The following is a 20,211-nucleotide window of genomic DNA, read 5'->3' as shown; positions in this document are numbered from 1 at the left end:
ACTGCGGTGGAAAAGTGCTGGCTTTATCATCTAAATGAATAAAGCATAATCAAACGCATCATTTCTTTTAAAAAAGCACTGGACAGTACGACATTAAATCCGTACTATCCTCCACCGCAACGGCGTTAAGCGCCCGTAGCTCAGCTGGATAGAGCGCTGCCCTCCGGAGGCAGAGGTCTCAGGTTCGAATCCTGTCGGGCGCGCCATTTAAAGCGTGCAAGAGCAGTGGTAATGAGTTATCGTGGTCGGGCATTGTTGTATGTAAAAAGATAGCTGTTATGGTGGCTATAGCTCAGTTGGTAGAGCCCTGGATTGTGATTCCAGTTGTCGCGAGTTCGAGTCTCGTTAGCCACCCCATCTTTTTTATGAAACGCGAGGGTGGCGGAATTGGTAGACGCGCTAGCTTCAGGTGTTAGTGTCCTTACGGACGTGGGGGTTCAAGTCCCCCCCTTCGCACCATAAGAAAGATAAAAAATATATTTCGGCGAGTAGCGCAGCTTGGTAGCGCAACTGGTTTGGGACCAGTGGGTCGGAGGTTCGAATCCTCTCTCGCCGACCAGATTCTGAGAAAACCCTCGCGATAGCGAGGGTTTTTTCTTTCTAACAACCGCTCAGTCACTTCTTTTTTCTATCGACTTTTTCTGCGAATAAAAATTTTTCCCTTTTTATTTTTCCATAATTTCCGTTTTATTTTTAATCAAGAAATGGAATGTGATTGTTTTTGTTAACGCATTAATATTATGTTTTTAAATATATTTTTGTATTGATGTTGTATTTCAACGACAAACCGCACGACTTGATGTCTCAAATAGGAGACGTTCAACAGTATGATTTATCTGGCCTATATGTAAATTGCTTGAATGGCGTCGCAAATGAGAGACGGTATTTTTAACGATGTTTGGTGAAAGTCAGGTTATCTATTATGGAAAGCCAGTCAAACCTTGGGTAAAGAAAATCTATCCTGATTGAAAAAGTTGGCACATAAAATGCAATATTCCAATCGTAGATACTCATTCCACTCCTTATGACAGCATATGACTTCATAAACCTAGGGATGATGTAGAGCTGATTGTCGGTGCCTATGGTCCACGTTATAGATGAGTAAGCATTTTGTCTTTTCATCGCAAACCGGACACAACGTTGAGTGAGGCACTATCCGTCTGTAGACCTGATTGTATTTATGCACCTGTCTTCTTTGATAGGTGTTTTTTTTGTCTGTAGAAAAGTGAGAACAGGTTTCAAGCGGTTTACCATGCGCTTCAATGGTGAATGCACCTCAGTTAACGGCTCAATTGCATTCCATATATTTCATCGTTAACTGAGGTGTGTCCTCCGCGCTTTATACTTTGACGTCGCTATCACGCTTCAAGGTCAGCATAAAGCCTTTATTGCGGGTTTGGGTAGCTTCTTCATGTTTTTGCAATCTGTCCAGTGCATCGGCAAGCCATGCGTAATCATGAGCATCTGGTCGCTGAGCAAGGGCGGCTTTAAATGCCGATTCAGCATTCGCCCATTCACCATGGTGCAAGGCAACTTGTCCCAGTGTACTATTGAGCAGTGGGGTTGCACCATGCTGCTTTAACAGGTGAGAGAGGGCTTTTTGTATGACGTCAGAATCGCTTGCCTTAAGATGGGGAATTAATAGCAGCAACCGTTCGTCATATTGCTGTTTTAATCCGTCTAAAATGATTTGCTGGGCAGTTTCGTGATCATTGCATTCAATCAAATGCTCGGCCATGGCAACTTGCAGCACAATGTCATGGCGAATTTTGCGGCTTTGATCTTTCCACCATATTTTCAGCCCCGTACTGCTTTTTTCTGCCATAACCTGATTCATTAATCCAATATAGGCTTGCTGACGCAATTTCAGGATCTCTTCTTCACTATGCAAATTAGCTTTCAGCATAGAAGGCAAGATATCAATCAAGGATTGATAAGCGCCTGTAAGAGTGTAAGCCTGTTCCGCCAATCGTAATACTTCAGGGTGACGAGGAGCATGATTCAACAGCTTGTCCACACCAGCGTGCGCGGCATGAGTTTCACCTTGTGCTAATTGGACTCGGATACGGGTAATATCAACAGGGAGTTGGTCTTTATCAGCAACCGCTGCCGCTTGTTCAATATATTGGTTGGTGCGGAAATAATCACCGCGCCGTTGGGAGGCCTCTGCCGCCAGCAGATAATTCACGACCGGAAGTTCTGCATGGTCAGCGTTGCGAGCCATCAGGCGCTCAACTTGCTTGAAGTCCCCTTCGGCAAATTTCAGCAGCGCCTGTTTGGTTTGTGAATGGGCTCGATGACGTTTATACCCACCAAAGATCCAGCTATGGGTAAATGTACTGGTGCGTTTTAAGCGACGATAACACCAGCCGATGAAAATCAGCAGGAATTGCAGCAGCAGGAAAATGATCGCCAATCCGGTGATACTGGTGGTGATATTGAGTTTGTCTGTCTGGATTAAAACATAGCCTTGATGACCTGACATCAAAGGGCCAACTACAATTCCTACGATAAGGATAATGAACAGCAAGAATATTTTTAGCATGTTCAGCTCTCCCCAACGGATGTTTTTGCTTGATCGATGGCTTCTGTTGTCGTTGGTTGTGATTGTGTTTCAGTTTGGGATTGCTTGGAATGCGGTAAATTATAAATACGCTTACGAACCAGTTCTGCCAATATGGGCTGGCTGTTCATCTGTTCAGGCACATTGATGGATAATGGTTTCTTTTGCAGTGAAACAACGTTTGTTAAAAAGTTCTCTGCCTCCGGGTAAGAGGTATCAAAATAAGCATTCACCCAAGCTTGCACATCTTGCAATGCATCCTGATAAATTTTAACTTGATGGCGAGGAACCGCCTGTGCAGCAATCAACAGTTTGGAACGAATGTTCTCGCGCAGGTAAACGCCTTGATTAGGTGCCAGCAATGGCGCTTTGCTGTTATCACGTGGGGTAATGGTAATGAAGTTATCCATAAAGCTGTGCCAGCTATTGCTCAGGTTCTGGCGCCAATCAGAGAGGGAAGCTGTGATCCCATGATCGTTTGCCTTCTCCGATATGGCTTGTTCTACTTTATTGGCAAGGTGTAAGTTATCGACTTGGTTTGATAGCTGATTTAGCATCAGGATAATACCATCTAAATCAATCTGTTTGATTTTGGTCAGAGAATCGATATCTGCCATGATAGCCTTACGAACATAGAGCAGGCTGGGATCATCCATTTCAGCCAGGTTCTGGTCGGCATCTTTCAACAAGGCGATGGCAGTAGTAATATCCTGTTCACTCCAGACTTTTCGGCCGGCCATCTTAACGAGGGAGCTTGCCTGTGCCAGTCGCCAGTTTTCAATATCTGTATTTGAAAATGCCGAAACACGTTTTTGAAGCTCTGCCATGCGGCCATCGAGTTGCTGACTTTGTGAGTTGGCTTGTTGTAAAGAATCCGTCAACTCTTGGAGTTTGGTGCCAAAGTTTTGCTGCTCGGCAGATTGCTGTTGTGTCAGAGAAGCCATCTCTTGTTGAAGAACGAGATTTTCGGCTTTTAATGCTGCATTCTGCTGTTGACCATGATAATAAATATAAAGACCACCAACACCTATCGCCAAAGAAATGGCAATTGAAAGCGTATTACCTAACCAACCATAACGTTTAACCGCATCGGTAGGTTGCTTTTGTTCCGTCTTTTTTTGTTCCGTCATAATGGACATCCCATATTAATTTATTCCAGTGCCTGGATTAAGGCGTCATTATCTGCACTCTTGGCGACTTGTATTGTTTGCCAGCCCAACGTCTGGGCGATATGAGCAAGACGTTCGCTGACCACAATCAGCTTGCAATTCAGTAACCATGTTTTTCCATCGCTATCAGTGACTAAGTTATATAACAGTTGCAGCATTTCGCCACTTGTGACAACGATGGTTTTTATACCACATTGCTGCCAGTGACGACTGAAATCGGCGGTATCGTATTTAACTGGCTGGCGTGAATAACATTCACAGTAATCGACTACACCTCCACGGAGCCTTAATGTTGAGGCAATCACTTCACGGCCGCCATTGCCTCGAAGCAATAAAATCTTTTTATTGTCCATTGACTGTAACGTGGGGAGTTGTAGTAGATCTTCACTGGTTTCACCTTGCTTAGAATAGAAGATTTCTAATCCAGTTGATTGATGAAACATGAGGGAAGTTGATTTGCCGATCCCATAATAGGATAGCTGTTCAGGCCATGACTGGCCTGTTTGAATAAGCTGTTCATTGGCATAATGAACAGCATTTTTTGATAATAGAAAAACCAGATCTCCCGCAGATAGCCATTGCAGTTTTTGTGGCAGTAATGGCAAATCTGCCCCCGGATGAATGGCAATGAGGGGGGCGCTGAAGGCTGATTTTCCAATAGACCGCAGTCGCTTGACCAATTCCTCTCCTGCGGGAACAGGGCGGGTGATCAAAATGCTCATTTCGGTAGGTTCCTCTGGTATACGCTTGCCAGAATCTGGCGTGCGCCTTTCTCCAATAACTCTTCCGCCAATGCGATACCTGCTTGACGGGCTTCTTTGGCTGAAACCACTCTTTCACCACGTACGATCACTGTGCCATCAGGAGAACCCACGAGCGCGCGTAGCCAAATATTCTCTCCTTGCCAGATGGCATAACTGCCAATCGGTACCTGACAGCCCCCTTCAAGGTGGGTGTTCATTGCTCTTTCAGCGAGAACGCAAGCTTCTGTTCTTGCATGGTTCAAGGGCGACAGCAATTCACGGGTTTGCTGATCGTCGAGCCGACACTCAATACCTACCGCTCCTTGGCCGACGGCTGGCAGCAATAACTCAGGTTCTAATGGCATACGAATGCGTTCTTCCAACCCCAGCCGTTTCAGGCCCGCCGTTGCAAGAATAATTGCATCATAATCGCCGTTATCGAGCTTGTTCAGACGGGTTCCGACATTACCGCGTAAGTCACGAACGACAAGATCAGGACGTCGCTGACGGATTTGGCATTGGCGGCGTAAACTGGACGTACCCACAACACTGCCAGTCGGCAGGTCATCGAGCGAGGCGTATTTTACTGAAACAAAAGCATCCCGTGGATCATCCCGTTCGCAGATTGTGACCAATCCCAAACCATCAGGAAATTCGACAGGGACATCTTTCATGGAGTGGACGGCAATATCAGCTCGCTTTTCGAGCAGAGCTAATTCCAGTTCCTTCACAAATAGCCCTTTTCCTCCCACCTTTGCTAATGGCGTATCGAGGATAATATCGCCGCGTGTCACCATTGGAACCAGTTCTACTTGCAGTTCTGGATGAAAGTGTTTCAGTTGCTTTTGAACATATTGCGCTTGCCACATAGCTAATGGGCTTTGGCGGGTAGCGATGCGAATGGTTTTCATTGTCATGGATAAATCTATTAGGTAAGTATATTGGGTGACTGTATTCACTAATGATTTCTATATTCTTCATCTTGCAATTTTTGTTGCTTTATTGACCGTTGTATTAACGACTACGCAACTTGATTTGATGGAAAATAAGGGTTTTTAGCCACCAGTTAGTGAGAAAATAGTGCCAGTTTTAACATCTCAATGATTTTTTTTCCAGTTACGAAAAAGCCAGAAAAAATCAAAATAGTATATGGGTATATACCAATCTAACTGCAAGATGCGTGTGATTTCTCCCCGCAAAGCGGGGAGAAATCAGGTTTTATAGCGTGTTGTCAATGGCAACTTGAAGTTTAATGCGTATACAGTTTATGAAATAAAAATAATTTTAAATATTAAAATAATATTTTATTTGAATGGAGAAAATAAACAAAGAGATTGATTTAAAAGCAAATTGAATTTTGTGATTATCTTAATGATAAAAAGCGGTGAGAATATTTAACAATAAAAAAAATATTATTCAGTTAAATATTGATGAAAGAGTGATGTATTTACAATGCTTTACAACTACGATATGAAAAATAATCAACGGTAATTGTTGTGCTAAAAAAACATATTATTGTGTCTGTTTCGTGATTAACTTAATATTTTACAATGAGTTAATTGTATTTTGGCTATTGCAGGTGAAGAGGAAAGATGGTATTGCGTACTTTACGCTTTGATTGCAAGGTGTTAAATTGATCACGTTTCCGACAATAAGTTTGTAAAAATAATTTTAAATAATCTTGTAATACCATGCGTTATCGGAAACAGGGGACTACTTTGGGCACTGGAACTGATATCAGGCGAAACTCTTGTATCTCTATATTGAAACGCTGAAGCAGCGACTGGATGCAATTAACCAACTTAGATTAGAGCGCGCTACGAGCTTAATGAGTGACGCTTTCAAGCAAGTTTATAGTTTAATTCCAGTATTATTACATTATCATCATCCAATGATGCCAGGTTATATCAAAAGCGATGTTCCTCATGGCGTTTGTTTTTTTATGCCTGATGAAGCACAGCAGTTTTGGATTAATGATCTGGATAGTCAGCTGACAGGTGTCCTGCCAGATGTATCGTCACATACGTCTAATGGTGAATTGCCGATTACGGGAATTTATTCCATGGGCAGCACGTCTTCTATCGGGCAAAGTTGTTCTTCTGATTTAGATATTTGGGTTTGTCATCAATCTTGGTTAGATAGTGACGAGAAAGCTTTGCTGGAACAAAAATGTACCTTGATAGAACAGTGGGCAGCTTCACTGGGTACTGAGGTTACTTTTTTTCTGATTGATGAAAACCGTTTTCGGCATAATGCCTGTGGTAGTTTGAACGGTGAAGATTGCGGTTCTACCCAACATATCCTTCTGCTGGATGAATTTTATCGCACAGCGGTTTGTCTGGCTGGCAAGCGCTTGTTGTGGGCAATGGTTCCTGTGGAAGAGGAGGCTCATTATGATGAGTACGTCCTTTCTCTCTATGCTCAAGGTGTGTTGACGCCAAATGAATGGTTGGATCTGGGTGGCTTGGGAGAATTGTCTGCAGAAGAATATTTTGGGGCGAGCCTCTGGCAACTTTACAAGAGCGTGGACTCTCCTTATAAGGCTGTATTGAAAAGTCTGCTGTTGGAAGCTTATTCATGGGAATATCCCAATGGAAAGCTTCTGGCGATGGAAATGAAGCAATATTTTCATGACGGTGCAATTGTTTCTTTTGGTCTCGATGCCTATAGCATGATGCTGGAGCGTGTAACCCGCTACCTGACTGCCACGAATGACCTTGCGCGCCTTGATTTGGCGCGTCGTTGTTTTTATCTGAAGGTATGTGAGCAATTATTGGCAGGCCAGAATGATAAAGGTTGTACAGGATGGCGTCGTCAGGTTATGTCCCAGTTAGTGCGCGAATGGGGTTGGGATGAGAGTAAACTGGCTATGCTGGATAACCGTAATGCATGGAAAATTGAGCAGGTGCGTGATGCCCATAATGAATTGCTTGATACCATGATGCAGAGCTATCGCAACTTAATCCGCTTTGCCCGCCGTAATAATTTAAGTGTGAGTGCCAGCCCACAGGATATTGGCGTATTGACACGTAAATTGTATGCGGCTTTTGAAGCATTGCCCGGTAAAGTGACTTTGGTGAATCCTCAGATATCACCGGATCTGTCGGAAAAGGATCTGACCTTCATCTATGTCCCTCCGGGGCGAGTAAACCGTAGTGGTTGGTATCTTTATAACCATGCTCCCACGATTGAATCGATCACTGGTCATCAACCATTGGAATACAATCGCTATCTGAATAAATTGGTTTCCTGGACCTATTTCAATGGCCTGTTGGCTAAAGAAACTCGGCTCCATATTCATCATGGTGGCTCTCAGTGTGACAGGCAGAAATTATGTGATTTGGTAGATGACATTGCCGCTCATTTCCCAATCCGTCTACCTGCTCCTACACCAAAAGCACTATACAGCCCATGTGAAATTCGTCACTTGGCGATCATTGTCAATTTAGAACAAGATCCAACGACTGCATTTTCTGATCAAATCGTTCGCTTTGATTTAAGGAACCTGAATGTTTTCAGTTTTGGCGAGTTGCAGCAATGTTTGGTAGGTAGCATTGATTTGCTTTACCGCAATTCATGGAATGAAGTAAGAACCTTGCATTTCAATGGCGAGCAATCGGTATTGGAAGCATTGAAAACCATATTGGGAAAAATGCATCAAGATGCAGCACCGCCATCTGATGTTGAAGTTTTCTGTTATAGCAAACATTTACGTGGATTGATCCGCACGCGTATCCAGCAATTAGTTTCGGAGTGTATAGAGTTACGCCTGTCCAGTAACCGACAAGATCCAAACCGTTTTAAGGCATTACGCATCTCAGGGCAAACATGGGGATTATTCTTCGAACGGTTAAACGTTTCGGTACAAAAATTGGAAAATGCAGTGGAATTCTATGGTGCGATTTCCAACACCAAATTGCATGGACTGCCAGTCAAAATTGACACCAAAGAAAAGCACTTACCGCCTGTAATAGACGGTTTTGCTTGTGAAGGTATTATCCAGTTCTTTTTCGAAGATATTGAAGACAAACAAGGGTTCAATATTTATATTCTTGATGAATCAAATCGGGTGGAAATTTATTCCCATTGTGAAGGCAGTAAAGAAGAGTTAGTGCGAGATATCAGCCGGTTTTATTCATCATCACATGATCGTTTTACTTATGGCTCTAGCTTTGTCAATTTCAACCTGCCACAGTTTTATCAAATCGTTAAGAAAGGTGAGCGTACCCATGTCACTCCATTTATAGAGGGAGTGTATCCGGTGGCTGATATAGAAGCGAATGATACCAGGCTTCATATTGACGAGCGCCTTGATAAAACCTGTGGGGTACATGCACACGATCCTTATCATTCTTTATATCACTATTGATGTAATCAATTGTTTAAGCGCCTGTTTTATCAGGCGCTTTTATTAGATGTCTTTCGTTGACTCATTATTTTTATTTGGTTTTGATGAAATGCATCTTGCAGTCAGATTGGTATAGTCACGAAAATTGGAATGGCTCACCGCTTTGCTCAGTAATGGCTTGTGCCAGCATGGAGATAAAATCATTACCACTGCGGTCACAAATCCACTGGCTATCCTGATAATCAAAATGGTAACCCCCATTTTTGGTTGCCAGCCATATCTGATGGAAAGGTTCTTGGCGATTGATAATAATTTTGCTGCCATTTTCAAAACTCAGCGTCATCACACCGCCGTTTGTTTCATAGTCGATATCCGTATCACCATCGTAATTATCCAGTTGCTCTTCAATATGAAACATCAATTGATCAGCCAATTGATGAAATTCGCTATCGTTCATGTTTATTTCCTATTTGCTTTTCAGGGCCTAGCTGCGATTATAGAGAGTATTGGCGCATGAATCACAGGCATTAATATAATGAAAAAACAACTTCGTTGGTCACTGGCTATCATAACATTACTTTCTCTGGCTGGTTGTGGCTTGAAAGGGCCTCTCTATTTTCCTCCAGCGGAAACATCTGCAACACAGCTACCTACGCATAAAATGGATCAGGTGCAGTCAGAAAAGCTGTTAGAAAACAGCTTATTAAAAGACAATATATCGATGAATGCATAATAGTGATTGGGTAATGTGATTTCTTCTGGAGTCGTATATGCAGTTCTCCAAAATGCATGGTCTTGGTAATGATTTTATGGTCGTTGATGCAGTGACCCAAAATGTTTATTTTTCTCCAGAGTTAATTTGCCGTCTGGCTAACCGGAATACAGGGGTGGGTTTTGATCAACTTTTGATTGTTGAAGCACCCTATGATCCTGACTTAGACTTTCATTACCGCATTTTTAATGCTGACGGCAGTGAAGTTTCCCAGTGTGGTAATGGGGCACGTTGCTTTGCCCGTTTTGTCCGTCTCAAGGGGTTGACCAATAAGCGTGATATCAAGGTCAGTACACAAGCAGGCCGAATGATATTAAGCATCACAAATGATGACCAGGTCAGTGTCAACATGGGAGAGCCGGATTTTGAGCCGCAGCATATTCCGTTTCGCGCCAATAAGGCTGAGAAAACCTATATTATCCGCGCTATTGAACGGACGGTGCTGTGTGGCGTTGTGTCGATGGGGAACCCTCATTGTGTCATACCGGTTGAGGATGTGGACACTGCTGAAGTGGAAATATTGGGGCCTGTATTGGAAAGCCATGAACGTTTTCCTGAGCGCGCCAATATTGGTTTTATGCAGGTAATAAATCGGGGCCATATTCGGTTGCGTGTTTTTGAGCGCGGTGCTGGTGAGACACGGGCATGTGGCAGTGGCGCGTGTGCCGCAGTAGCCGTTGGTATCCAGCAGGAGCTGTTGGATAATCAGGTTCGGGTTGATCTTCCGGGTGGGACACTGCAAATTCGTTGGGATGGGGCGGGTAAACCACTTTTTATGACTGGGCCTGCAACCCACGTCTATGATGGTACGATTCATTTGTGATTGATTCTGTGTTCGCAGAGTCTCTCTCGAAATATGGGGCATTGGAAAATGAGTGAAAAAGACGATCCATTGCACATCGAAAGCAGGCTGGATGATCAAGCAGTCTTGGATTATTTATTGAATAATCCAGATTTTTTTATCCGTAATGCCAATATGGTCGATAAGATAAGAGTTCCTCATCCAGTGCGGGACAGTGTCTCTTTAATGGAATGGCATATGAACCGCCAGAGGAAACGTATCTGTTATTTGGAAGACGATCTGAACCATTTGATAGCGCAGGCGAAACAGAATGAAGTGCTGTTCAGTAACCTATTGCAATTACTGTCGGATCTCTCTGGTGCCAAGAGCTTGCAGGATTTTCTGTCCTGCTTAACTTCATGGTCAAAAACATTGGGGTTGAGTAACAGTTATATTCGATTGTTTAGTGATAAATGGCATCTTGGCGCCCCATTGAATGTACCGGAACTGGCGATTTCCCGTCAGTCCTTTGAACCCGTCCGCATTAAGCGATTTGGCGAAAAGAATCATTATCTTGGCCGATTGCATGGCCCAGAGATTTTATTGTTGATGCCACAGGCACGTCATGTTGGCTCAGTGGCCATTTCCCTTTTAGGATCACGAGGGGATTTGGGTATGGTCATTTTCAATAGTCATGATAAACAGCACTATCACGAAGGCATGGGAACGGACATTCTCGCCCATTTAGCGAAGTTATTACCGGGTTTGTTGTCCCGTTGGATTGAACGCGCATGACTCAGCCGATTGATTTACTGTTAGCACCCGTGGAAGGCTTCTTGCACTATTTGCGGGTTGAGCGACGTTTAAGCCCCGTGACGATCACAAACTATCGACGCCATTTAGTCGTTTTGGCGGAAATGTCATTGGAGATGGGGATACTTGAGTGGCAGGAGTTAGATCCGGCTAAAGTCAAAATGTTTGCCTCCCGCAGTCGGCGGGCAGGCTTGCAATCTGCCAGCCTCGCTTTGCGCTTGTCTTCTTTGCGCAGTTTTCTTGACTGGATGGTAATGCAAAATAAGCTGGCGGCTAATCCGGCTAAAACAGTGAGTACCCCGCATAAAAAACGCCACTTACCGAAAAATATGGATGTGGATGAAATTAACCAACTGCTCAATATTAATCTGAACGATCTGCTGTCAGTGCGTGACAGGGCCATGCTGGAAGTGATGTATGGCGCGGGATTGCGTTTATCTGAACTGGTGGGCCTGGATTGTCGCCATTTGGATTTGGAAGGCGGGGAAGTCTGGGTACATGGCAAGGGCAGCAAAGAACGTAAAGTGCCGTTTGGCCGTATGGCGCAGGAATGGCTCCAGCGTTGGCTGGAAATGCGGGGATTACTTGAGCCGGAAGATGATGCAGTTTTCATTTCCTCCAAAAGCGGAAAACGTCTCTCTGCCCGTAATGTACAGAAACGATTTGAACAATGGGGGATTCGGCAAAGTGTTAGTAGCCATGTTAACCCTCATAAATTGCGTCACTCTTTTGCCACACATATTCTGGAGTCCAGTGGAGATCTGCGTGCCGTGCAGGAATTACTGGGGCACGCGAACCTGTCGACCACCCAGATTTATACCCATTTGGACTTTCAGCACTTGACCAAAGTCTATGATGTGGCTCACCCTAGAGCCAAACGAGGAAAATCATAATGCGTTTTTATCGGCCTATCGCGCCGTTTGCTGCGATGACATTCGATCTGGATGATACGCTTTACGATAACCATCCTGTAATCGATAAAACCGAAAAAGAAGTGTTGTGTTTTATCAGGCAGTACGATGCCAAATTCGGTCACTTTGAGCATGAAGATCTGTATTTATACCGTCAGGCGGTTCTTGAACGGGAACCTGATATTTATCATGATGTAACTTCATGGCGTCGGCAATCCGCAGAACTGATGTTTACCCACCAGGGTTTCAATGATGAAGAAACCGTACGTGGTACAAATGAAATTATGTCTTGCTTTACGTACTGGCGTAATCAAATCGCTGTGCCAGAATCTACCCATAACACTTTGTCCATACTGGCGGAACAAATGCCGTTAGTGGCAATTACCAATGGGAACGCTGAACCGGCTGCATGTGGGCTTGCCCATTACTTTGAATTTGTTTTGAAAGCGGGCATAGATGGACGGTCCAAACCTTACCCTGATATGTACCAGCTCGCGGCAGAGCGGCTTAACCTGCCTATAAATCAGATCCTGCATGTGGGGGATAATCTGAATACAGATGTCGAAGGAGCACTTTGTAGTGGTATGCAAGCCTGTTGGATCAACATCGAGAATAAAAACTTGATGCAGGAACCAGAGGGGCGTCTGGTGCCACATATTGAGATTTCTGATTTGGCTTCTTTGGTAGCACTGATATAATTTCAAATCGAAATCTATATAAAAATATTAACAACTGACGGTAATTATGGACGTTTCTTATCTGCTCGAAAGCCTCAATGATAAACAACGTGAAGCGGTCGCAGCTCCCCGTAGTAATATGTTGGTACTGGCTGGTGCTGGCAGTGGTAAAACGCGCGTGCTGGTTCATCGGATTGCTTGGTTACTGTCAGTTGAAAATGCCTCGCCGTTTTCCATCATGGCGGTCACGTTTACCAATAAAGCGGCTGCTGAGATGCGGCACCGAATTGAAAACCTGATTGGCACCAGTCAGGGTGGTATGTGGATTGGTACATTCCATAGCCTTGCTCACCGCTTGTTGCGCGCCCATCACCTTGATGCAAATTTGCCGCAGGATTTCCAGATCCTCGATAGCGAAGATCAGCACCGCCTCATCAAACGCATCATTAAAGCGATGAATCTGGATGACAAACAGTGGCCTGCCCGTCAGGGGATGTGGTACATCAATGGCAAAAAAGATGAAGGATTGCGTCCACAGCACATTGAAAGTTATGGCAATCCGGTAGAGGCAACCTGGCTGAAAATCTACCAGGCTTATCAGGAGGCCTGTGACCGCGCAGGGCTGGTGGATTTTGCCGAATTGTTACTACGCGCCCATGAACTTTGGCTGAACAAGCCACAAATCTTGCAACATTATCGTGAACGCTTCACGAATATTCTGGTGGATGAATTTCAGGATACTAACAGTATTCAGTATGCCTGGATTCGTCTTCTGGCTGGTGATAGCGGTAAAGTCATGATTGTCGGGGATGATGACCAGTCCATTTATGGTTGGCGTGGTGCACAGGTAGAAAATATCCAGCGTTTCCTCAAGGATTTTCAGGGAGCCGAAACGCTCCGTCTGGAACAAAATTACCGTTCGACCAGCAATATCCTTAAAGCGGCCAATGCCCTGATTGCTCATAACAGTGATCGTTTGGGTAAGAATTTATGGACAGAAGGCAGCGAGGGAGAGCAAATTTCACTTTATTGTGCCTTCAATGAATTGGATGAGTCCCGTTATGTTGTTGGCCGTATCAAGCATTGGTTGGATAATGGCGGTGCACTGAAAGAGTGTGCGATCCTGTATCGAAGCAATGCTCAATCCCGCGTTTTGGAAGAAGCCTTATTGCAGGCTTCCATGCCTTACCGTATTTATGGCGGCCAGCGTTTCTTCGAACGTCAAGAAATCAAAGATGCCTTATCCTACTTGCGCCTGGTCGCAAACCGTCACGATGATGCAGCTTTTGAGCGCGTGGTGAATACACCCACACGTGGCATTGGCGACAGAACACTGGATGTGGTGCGTCAGGTTGCGCGGGATCAGCAAAAAACTTTGTGGGAAAGTAGTCTGGTATTGATACAGGAAAAAGTGCTGGCTGGACGTGCGGCATCTGCACTGCAACGTTTCATCGAATTGATCGATGCGCTGGAAACAGAAACACAGGAGATGTCGTTGCATGTGCAGACCGATCGCATTATCCGTGATTCAGGCCTATGGGCGATGTATCAACAGGAAAAAGGCGAAAAGGCGCAAGCGCGTATCGAAAACCTTGAAGAATTGGTCACAGCAACCCGCCAATTTAGTTATCAGGACGAGGACGAAAACCTGCTGCCATTACAGGCTTTCCTCTCCCATGCTGCGCTTGAATCGGGGGAAGGTCAGGCGGATGCCTATCAGGATGCGGTGCAACTGATGACCTTGCATTCAGCGAAGGGTTTGGAATTCCCGCAAGTTTTTATTGTCGGTATGGAAGAGGGCATGTTTCCGAGTCAGATGTCCATCGAAGAAGGCGGTCGGCTGGAAGAAGAGCGTCGTCTGGCCTATGTAGGCGTTACTCGGGCGATGGAAAAATTGACGCTGACTTATGCGGAAAATCGTCGTTTATATGGCAAGGAAGTACATCATCGCCCATCCCGTTTTATTGGAGAATTACCGACAGAATGCGTGGCAGAAGTTCGTTTGCGAGCAACGGTATCCCGCCCGGTCAGCCACAAACGGCTGGGCACACCTATCAGTGCCAATGACAGTGGTTATGCTCTTGGACAGCGTGTACGTCATCCCAAATTTGGTGAAGGGACGATTATCAATATAGAAGGTAGTGGGGAACATTGCCGCTTGCAAATCGCGTTTCAGGGTGAAGGTATTAAGTGGCTGGTAGCCGCTTATGCCAGACTCGAAACAGGCCAATAATCCGGTCGAAAGTTGACAGACTTTTTCTTCTAAGCGTAACATTCGCGCCTTACGATAAACGTAGGGAGTATAAGGAGACTTATGGTACATGCTGAACGCATTTAAATTAGAGAATAATCGCCTGCTCCGTCTTGAACTTGAAGAAGGTGATAAGTTATCAGACTCCATGTGGGTAGATTTAGTGGGGCTGGGGGATAATGATCGCCTCCGTGTCCAGAATGAGCTGGGACAAATCCTGGCGACCCGCACCGAGTTGGATGACATCGAGGCATCAGCCCGTTTTTTTGAAGATGAAGATGGTATGCACGTCCATTCATTCTTCTACTTTGAAGATGCCGAAGACCATGCTGGCAACTCGACAGTCGCATTTACTATCCGTGACGGTCGTCTCTACACATTGCGAGAGCGTGAACTCCCTGCATTTCGATTATACCGAATGCGTGCCCGTAACCAGACGATGGTTGATGGAAATGCTTATGAGCTGTTGATGGACTTGTTCGAAACTAAAATCGAACAATTGGCTGATGTTATTGAAAACATCTATAGCGTGCTGGAATCCCTGAGCAGGGTCATCATGAATGGTAAACAGGGTGATGAGTTTGATTCTGCATTATCTAACCTTGCTGAACAGGAAGATATTGGCTGGAAAGTCCGCTTGTGCTTGATGGATAGCCAGCGCGCCCTGAACTTCCTTGTGCGCCGTGCCCGCTTGCCTGCCAATCAGTTGGAACAAGCTCGTGAAATTCTGCGGGATATTGAATCCTTGCTGCCGCACAATGAATCCCTGTTCCAGAAAGTGAACTTCTTGATGCAGGCGGCGATGGGCTTTATTAACATCGAACAAAGCCGCATTATCAAGATCTTCTCCGTTGTCTCTGTGGTATTCCTGCCACCCACGCTGGTTGCGTCCAGTTATGGAATGAACTTCGAATTTATGCCGGAGTTGCATTGGACATTCGGCTATCCTGCGGCAATTGGATTGATGATAGCAGCGGGTTTGGCTCCTTACCTTTACTTCAAACGCAAAAACTGGCTATAGCCATCTCACCCGCTATCTATTTTCTAATGAATTGCTTTGTCGGCTGTTTCCACTAACCCAAAAGCATATACGCATTAAACTTCAAGAACACTCTATGAAACTTGATATCTCCCCGCGAAGCGGGGGAGATATCACACGCATCTTGACGTTAGATTGGTATAGATATTTTAGATAACACTTAGGAATGTTTTTGAAAGAATTGAGCTATTTCCGTAAACGGCGTTGCGTATAGAGCGCATCCAGAGTAAACAGAATCAAGGCAGCCCAAATAAAGCCAAAAGTGATTAAACGATCTGGTCCTATTTCCTCACCATAAACTAACGTTGCCAGCAAGAACATCAATGTTGGGCCAAGATACTGGAAGAAGCCCAGCGTAGACAAACGCAGATGCGCAGCGGCCGCGGTGAAGAGCAGCAGAGGCACCGTTGTAATAATACCGGCAGCAATCAACATAAGGTTCAAAGAGTACGCATTATCCAGCATATTACTTGTTGAACTATGGGTGAAAAACAGCAGGTAAATCAAGGCGACAGGGAATACCCAGGTTGTTTCAATCAACATACCTGTCTGTGCATCAATGCCCAATTTTTTGCGGATCAGACCATAGACCGCAAACGTCGTTGCTAAATACAAACCAATCACGGGGATAGAACCAAACTGCCATAGCTGGATCAAGACACCGGTAAAGGCCAATCCTACGGCAACCCACTGCATACGGCGGAAACGTTCACCAAGAAATATCATACCAAACAGCACGTTAACCAGAGGGTTAATAAAATATCCCAGACTTGCTTCCAGCAAATGCCCATTATTGACTGCCCAGATATAGGTAAGCCAGTTACTGGTAATAGTGAAGGCTGTAATGCCTAGCAATAGCAGTATCTTTGGTTGGCGAACAACAGCCCAGACCTGGCGCCAATGACGAGTCAACGTCAGCAGCAGTACCATAAAAAAAACTGACCATATAACACGGTGTGACACGATTTCATCGGGTGGTACATATTGTATGGCTTTGAAGTAGATGGGCGCCAATCCCCAAATAAGATAAGCCCCCAAGGCATACAAGATACCTTTGGCAGTCTGTTGGTTACTCATAATATCCTTGAATGTTTAGAGAATGTTCAGAAAATCAGAAGAGCTGGTTAAGGTGGTAGCTCATAGACCTATACAATGTGTCATTGGGATGAATGATTTACAAGTAGTTAATAGCATGAGGAATAAATTAAATCTTTCCACTTAGCTAAATGGCACTTTATGCTAAATGATTATGTTTAGGTAACAGGATTATCTATTTTTATGCAATCTGACTCCTGTTTTATCTGTTATTCATAATTTAATTTCTTTTTAATTTAAAATTTTTTCATTAATTTCATGTAAAAACAAAGTATTAAGATATTTTTGGATTATTGGTTTCTAATCATGGCTAAGGTAGATTCAGCGTGGCTGCTGTTGGAAATCGTATCAGTGGCACTATGATTAATTTATTTGTATTGGCTTATAAATAGCCAAAGCAGAACGTTATTACACCGTGGGATACGTGCCGCAAAATGACAAGGCCACCGCCCCGCCTGCGATCCATTTAAAGGGTCAATGGCTTAAGGCGGCGGGCTTTGATATTGGTGGCACACTCACAGTTAAAATCATGGATGGTTGTCTGGTGCTTATTCCTGACAGCGATAAAACCCACAGTCTCAGGCAGCAATATCAGCGCCAGCGAGCGCAATTTCATGAGATTAAGCTGCGAATGCGCGAGCTGATTGGAGACTATAAAATCCGCTAAGAGCAAGGACTGAGCAGCTCTTAAAAAGAAGAAAGCCGGAAGATCCCTGTGATCTTCCGGCTTTTTGATTTTATTCAGTCATTATTTCATACTTGCCTACAATATCAAAAACATGATCATAAGTGCTTAATATATATCTTTTATTCCCCGACCGATGTTCTTCTTCAACTTCATCAAAACTAGAGGATGAATATTTCTCATATGGATAATCATCTAGCATATATATTTTAATAAATTCAATATCATAAAAATTAATTGAAATATTTATAGGATCTTTATCTTTTATCTGCGGTCTACAGCCTGATAATGATAAAGATGCACTTATTTTTACACTTAATGGAGTCATATTTAATGCTACGTCAGTAGCAATTAGCGCATTTCTTGAATATATAATTCCATATGTTGTTTCTATAGCTTGAGTTTTCATTCTATCAACCACATTTCCTAATCTGAATGGATTTACCGCCATCTTCTGTAGAGAATCTACGATCAAGATTTATTTCTTTTAATTCTTCAGGAGTTGCCCATCTAGATGGGATTTTCTCTATACCAGCCTCTTTTGCCGCATATAACCTACGGTTATCTAAACTGAATACCGAATGTTTGTGTGCTCCTTGTGACATAAGCCTTTCCTGTGTGGAAGGAGGAAGATCTTTCATTCTTACCTTACGTATTGGCTCAACCTGATTTATATAAGACGGATCATTAATTAGTCTATGTTTTAACGCATTAATATTTCTTCCATCGTCAAATATAGGATTAATGTCATTTTGAGAATAGTGAACAGTTTTCGGACTGACAGATTTTAATCCCAGAGGATCTACCCATCCGGTGGGGTTATGGACATACGAATACGGATTGGTTCCCCCCATTAGCCCGATGGGGTCTTAGGAACGATTCCGGTGCGGTCATACTGTTTTAAGCGATTTTTTCTTTGACTATCAGCTTGTTAAAGAACCATTTTTACCTGTTCCGCCCATCCCCGCGAACCTAAAACGCCGATGTGCACTTTTGGCCTGTTTTGCGATGTTGCCCCGGTGCGCTTTTTGCCCTGCTACCGCCGCAAGTCGTTGTGCAGTATAGCGCCTCTGTTTCTTATTGATGGAGTAAACAACCTGATTTTGTGAGGGTTTTCACTTTCGGCAACGGACGAACGGGGGCCGGCTTGCCGGACGCCGGGCGGCCGTTCTGCGGGTGCGGGCGGCATAGAGCCTGCAAGCGGCGCCCTGCGACGCTCTGATGCACGATAGCCTAAGCAGAAGCACGGCTTTGCATGACCGCATCGGGTTTCCAAGGGAAGCCCCCTGCGGGGGCTGCATGGGGCGGAGATGGCGAGCACGGCAACGAGCAAGGAGCGTAGCGACTGCGAGCCGGGCGCAGCCAGTGCAGCGGGGTTGGGGCGGGGGAGGTAAACGCGGAGGCCGCAGGCCGACCTGCCTACAGGGTTGTTGGCCTGCGCAACGCAAGGCCGCTAAAGATGAAGGGGTTTTGGCCGAACGGGGGCACGGTGTTCCGGTCTGGCGCGGTTTTTGGCAGGGATCGGCTCAGGCGGTTAGAGCAGAAGGCGCAGCCTTGTGCGGCGGCACGTCTGCGGCGCCGATAAGCGGGGGCGCCAGACATAATGCAGATTAGGCGATGTGAGCCGCTCTTCGGGCGGTGAGCGGGACAGCAGGGCCGCCCGGCGAATTTCGCATAATCTCCCTGCATTATGTTAAATGGGCTTTGGGCGGCCAGTACACACGGGTTGGGGACACCGGGGCCGCCGCCGCCCATTGCCCATTTACCCCCGCAGACGCTGATGCCGACGGGCAGTCCGGCCACGGTCTGCCCCTGCCCGTACCCCGACGGACTCAACGGGGCGGATCGGACTGTCCCGTGCCCTGTGACGTCGGTTTGGCCTCAGACTCGCCACTGGCTCTGCCTGAACCGTTCTCCGGCGGTTCGGTATGGCAGTCGGCGTCCGGTTGGGTTTGGGGGGCACGCTCTGCCGGATGGGTCTGGCTGTGCACCTGCTTGAGCTGTTTGATGGCGACTCGCGTATAGACCTGGGTCGTGTTGATTTTCTCATGCCCCAGCATCGCCTGGATATGGCGGATACAAAAGCAACTAGGCGCAGGAATTAAGCGGCTCTCATATACAGGATCTTAAGCATTAACTGTATATTTTAGATAGAAAAAAGGCTTCATTTATGATCTGATAATCGTCGCCAAACTAATACCAAAACCACGGATGAAGCCTGTGACGATTATTGCTATAAAACACCAGTTAATGCAATTTTTTAGTGATGTTTCTTTGCAAAAGATAGCGTTTGGCTGCGGATTTACTCAACGCATTAGAAATATTGAACCCCGCACATTGCTGCTTAGCCTGATTACGGCGCTC

General features: G+C 45.1%; 19 protein-coding genes, 4 tRNA genes and 1 pseudogene. 14 read left to right on the top strand and 10 right to left on the bottom strand.

Features of this window, described 5'->3' with window-relative positions; genetic code table 11:
• Positions 1-129 precede the first annotated feature (129 nt).
• The 4 genes from IQ211_RS03185 (at position 130) to IQ211_RS03170 (ending at position 559) form a co-directional block, all read left to right on the top strand.
• Positions 130-206 (top strand) — tRNA-Arg (locus IQ211_RS03185).
• Positions 207-281: 75 nt separating this feature from the next.
• Positions 282-357: transfer RNA gene (locus IQ211_RS03180), tRNA-His, on the top strand.
• Between the two features lie 15 nt (positions 358-372).
• Positions 373-459, top strand: a tRNA-Leu gene (locus IQ211_RS03175).
• A gap of 23 nt (positions 460-482) precedes the next feature.
• Positions 483-559, top strand: a tRNA-Pro gene (locus IQ211_RS03170).
• A 780-nt stretch (positions 560-1,339) separates the two neighbouring features.
• On the opposite strand, the gene hemY is transcribed toward IQ211_RS03170, so the two are convergent.
• From hemY to hemC, 4 genes are read right to left on the bottom strand one after another with little or no spacing between them, the layout of a single operon-like run.
• Positions 1,340-2,545 carry a protoheme IX biogenesis protein HemY gene (gene hemY / locus IQ211_RS03165; RefSeq protein WP_189759398.1) on the bottom strand — a complete coding sequence of 402 codons (1,206 nt, stop codon included), beginning with the start codon at positions 2,543-2,545 and terminating at the stop codon, positions 1,340-1,342.
• Positions 2,546-2,547: 2 nt separating this feature from the next.
• Positions 2,548-3,693: a uroporphyrinogen-III C-methyltransferase gene (gene hemX, locus IQ211_RS03160; RefSeq protein ID WP_223281675.1), complete on the bottom strand. Its 1,146-nt coding sequence runs from the start codon at positions 3,691-3,693 to the stop codon at positions 2,548-2,550.
• A 20-nt stretch (positions 3,694-3,713) separates the two neighbouring features.
• Positions 3,714-4,454, bottom strand: a complete 741-nt coding sequence (gene hemD, locus IQ211_RS03155) for a uroporphyrinogen-III synthase (protein WP_189759400.1) — start codon at positions 4,452-4,454, stop codon at positions 3,714-3,716.
• Positions 4,451-5,392 (bottom strand): hydroxymethylbilane synthase, encoded by a 942-nt coding sequence (gene hemC, locus IQ211_RS03150; protein WP_189759401.1) that lies wholly within the window; start codon positions 5,390-5,392, stop codon positions 4,451-4,453. Before hemC ends, hemD begins: the two co-directional genes overlap by 4 nt.
• Positions 5,393-6,225: 833 nt before the next feature.
• Here hemC and IQ211_RS03145 point away from each other — a divergent pair.
• Entirely contained in the window at positions 6,226-8,844 is a 2,619-nt protein-coding gene (locus tag IQ211_RS03145; RefSeq protein ID WP_189759402.1) for a class I adenylate cyclase, read from the top strand.
• Between the two features lie 115 nt (positions 8,845-8,959).
• On the opposite strand, the gene cyaY is transcribed toward IQ211_RS03145, so the two are convergent.
• Entirely contained in the window at positions 8,960-9,280 is a 321-nt protein-coding gene (gene cyaY, locus IQ211_RS03140; protein WP_189759403.1) for an iron donor protein CyaY, read from the bottom strand.
• Positions 9,281-9,358: 78 nt separating this feature from the next.
• On the opposite strand from cyaY, the gene lptM reads away from it, so the two are divergent.
• From lptM to corA, 7 genes are all read left to right on the top strand, one after another.
• Positions 9,359-9,556, top strand: a complete 198-nt coding sequence (gene lptM, locus IQ211_RS03135) for an LPS translocon maturation chaperone LptM (protein ID WP_189759404.1) — start codon at positions 9,359-9,361, stop codon at positions 9,554-9,556.
• Positions 9,557-9,593: 37 nt separating this feature from the next.
• Positions 9,594-10,418 carry a diaminopimelate epimerase gene (gene dapF, locus IQ211_RS03130; protein WP_189759405.1) on the top strand — a complete coding sequence of 275 codons (825 nt, stop codon included), beginning with the start codon at positions 9,594-9,596 and terminating at the stop codon, positions 10,416-10,418.
• A gap of 48 nt (positions 10,419-10,466) precedes the next feature.
• Positions 10,467-11,171, top strand: coding sequence for a DUF484 domain-containing protein (locus IQ211_RS03125; protein WP_223281676.1), 705 nt, complete (start codon positions 10,467-10,469; stop codon positions 11,169-11,171).
• Complete coding sequence (xerC, locus tag IQ211_RS03120) at positions 11,168-12,082, top strand: tyrosine recombinase XerC (protein WP_189759407.1); 915 nt, start codon at positions 11,168-11,170, stop codon at positions 12,080-12,082. Before IQ211_RS03125 ends, xerC begins: the two co-directional genes overlap by 4 nt.
• Positions 12,082-12,798: a 5-amino-6-(5-phospho-D-ribitylamino)uracil phosphatase YigB gene (gene yigB / locus IQ211_RS03115; RefSeq protein ID WP_189759408.1), complete on the top strand. Its 717-nt coding sequence runs from the start codon at positions 12,082-12,084 to the stop codon at positions 12,796-12,798. Before xerC ends, yigB begins: the two co-directional genes overlap by 1 nt.
• Positions 12,799-12,844: 46 nt before the next feature.
• Positions 12,845-15,010 carry a DNA helicase II gene (gene uvrD, locus IQ211_RS03110; protein WP_189759409.1) on the top strand — a complete coding sequence of 722 codons (2,166 nt, stop codon included), beginning with the start codon at positions 12,845-12,847 and terminating at the stop codon, positions 15,008-15,010.
• Positions 15,011-15,098: 88 nt separating this feature from the next.
• On the top strand, positions 15,099-16,049 hold the full coding sequence (gene corA / locus IQ211_RS03105; protein ID WP_189759410.1) for a magnesium/cobalt transporter CorA: 951 nt from the start codon (positions 15,099-15,101) through the stop codon (positions 16,047-16,049).
• A gap of 204 nt (positions 16,050-16,253) precedes the next feature.
• Here corA and rarD read toward each other — a convergent pair whose 3' ends face one another.
• The gene (gene rarD / locus IQ211_RS03100; protein WP_189759411.1) at positions 16,254-17,144 is read right to left on the bottom strand and encodes an EamA family transporter RarD; all 891 of its coding nucleotides are present in this window, start codon (positions 17,142-17,144) and stop codon (positions 16,254-16,256) included.
• Positions 17,145-17,550: 406 nt separating this feature from the next.
• On the opposite strand from rarD, the gene IQ211_RS03095 reads away from it, so the two are divergent.
• On the top strand, positions 17,551-17,829 hold the full coding sequence (locus IQ211_RS03095) for a SymE family type I addiction module toxin (protein ID WP_189759415.1): 279 nt from the start codon (positions 17,551-17,553) through the stop codon (positions 17,827-17,829).
• A 70-nt stretch (positions 17,830-17,899) separates the two neighbouring features.
• On the opposite strand, the gene IQ211_RS03090 is transcribed toward IQ211_RS03095, so the two are convergent.
• The 3 genes from IQ211_RS03090 to IQ211_RS03080 all read right to left on the bottom strand — a co-directional run bounded on the left by IQ211_RS03090 (position 17,900) and on the right by IQ211_RS03080 (position 19,123).
• Positions 17,900-18,256 (bottom strand): hypothetical protein, encoded by a 357-nt coding sequence (locus tag IQ211_RS03090; RefSeq protein ID WP_189759412.1) that lies wholly within the window; start codon positions 18,254-18,256, stop codon positions 17,900-17,902.
• Positions 18,257-18,260: 4 nt separating this feature from the next.
• Positions 18,261-18,452 (bottom strand): hypothetical protein, encoded by a 192-nt coding sequence (locus IQ211_RS03085; protein WP_189759413.1) that lies wholly within the window; start codon positions 18,450-18,452, stop codon positions 18,261-18,263.
• Positions 18,453-18,883: 431 nt separating this feature from the next.
• A complete protein-coding gene (locus tag IQ211_RS03080) occupies positions 18,884-19,123 on the bottom strand; it encodes a hypothetical protein (RefSeq protein WP_193836323.1) in 240 nt (79 codons plus the stop codon).
• A 23-nt stretch (positions 19,124-19,146) separates the two neighbouring features.
• On the opposite strand from IQ211_RS03080, the gene IQ211_RS03075 reads away from it, so the two are divergent.
• Positions 19,147-19,461 carry a hypothetical protein gene (locus tag IQ211_RS03075; RefSeq protein WP_193836322.1) on the top strand — a complete coding sequence of 105 codons (315 nt, stop codon included), beginning with the start codon at positions 19,147-19,149 and terminating at the stop codon, positions 19,459-19,461.
• 218 nt (positions 19,462-19,679) lie between these two features.
• Here the strand turns inward: IQ211_RS03075 and IQ211_RS19465 are convergent.
• A pseudogene (locus IQ211_RS19465) lies at positions 19,680-19,922 on the bottom strand (hypothetical protein); the annotation flags it as partial.
• Positions 19,923-20,211 lie beyond the last annotated feature (289 nt).

The organism is Xenorhabdus griffiniae (assembly GCF_015163655.1).
GTDB lineage: Bacteria > Pseudomonadota > Gammaproteobacteria > Enterobacterales > Enterobacteriaceae > Xenorhabdus > Xenorhabdus griffiniae.
This window is presented reverse-complemented; position numbering and strand designations above follow the sequence as displayed.

What these genes read in the sequence shown, in the direction of transcription:
- hemX (WP_223281675.1), bottom strand. Translation starts at nt 3,693, where the DNA reads ATGACGGAACAAAAAAAGACGGAACAAAAGCAACCTACCGATGCGGTT.
- hemC (WP_189759401.1), bottom strand. Translation starts at nt 5,392, where the DNA reads ATGACAATGAAAACCATTCGCATCGCTACCCGCCAAAGCCCATTAGCT.
- xerC (WP_189759407.1), top strand. Translation starts at nt 11,168, where the DNA reads ATGACTCAGCCGATTGATTTACTGTTAGCACCCGTGGAAGGCTTCTTG.
- IQ211_RS03085 (WP_189759413.1), bottom strand. Translation starts at nt 18,452, where the DNA reads ATGTCACAAGGAGCACACAAACATTCGGTATTCAGTTTAGATAACCGT.
- IQ211_RS03075 (WP_193836322.1), top strand. Translation starts at nt 19,147, where the DNA reads ATGGGGCGGAGATGGCGAGCACGGCAACGAGCAAGGAGCGTAGCGACT.
- corA (WP_189759410.1), top strand. Translation starts at nt 15,099, where the DNA reads ATGCTGAACGCATTTAAATTAGAGAATAATCGCCTGCTCCGTCTTGAA.
- uvrD (WP_189759409.1), top strand. Translation starts at nt 12,845, where the DNA reads ATGGACGTTTCTTATCTGCTCGAAAGCCTCAATGATAAACAACGTGAA.
- IQ211_RS03125 (WP_223281676.1), top strand. Translation starts at nt 10,467, where the DNA reads ATGAGTGAAAAAGACGATCCATTGCACATCGAAAGCAGGCTGGATGAT.
- IQ211_RS03090 (WP_189759412.1), bottom strand. Translation starts at nt 18,256, where the DNA reads ATGAAAACTCAAGCTATAGAAACAACATATGGAATTATATATTCAAGA.
- yigB (WP_189759408.1), top strand. Translation starts at nt 12,082, where the DNA reads ATGCGTTTTTATCGGCCTATCGCGCCGTTTGCTGCGATGACATTCGAT.
- cyaY (WP_189759403.1), bottom strand. Translation starts at nt 9,280, where the DNA reads ATGAACGATAGCGAATTTCATCAATTGGCTGATCAATTGATGTTTCAT.
- hemY (WP_189759398.1), bottom strand. Translation starts at nt 2,545, where the DNA reads ATGCTAAAAATATTCTTGCTGTTCATTATCCTTATCGTAGGAATTGTA.
- dapF (WP_189759405.1), top strand. Translation starts at nt 9,594, where the DNA reads ATGCAGTTCTCCAAAATGCATGGTCTTGGTAATGATTTTATGGTCGTT.
- lptM (WP_189759404.1), top strand. Translation starts at nt 9,359, where the DNA reads ATGAAAAAACAACTTCGTTGGTCACTGGCTATCATAACATTACTTTCT.
- hemD (WP_189759400.1), bottom strand. Translation starts at nt 4,454, where the DNA reads ATGAGCATTTTGATCACCCGCCCTGTTCCCGCAGGAGAGGAATTGGTC.
- rarD (WP_189759411.1), bottom strand. Translation starts at nt 17,144, where the DNA reads ATGAGTAACCAACAGACTGCCAAAGGTATCTTGTATGCCTTGGGGGCT.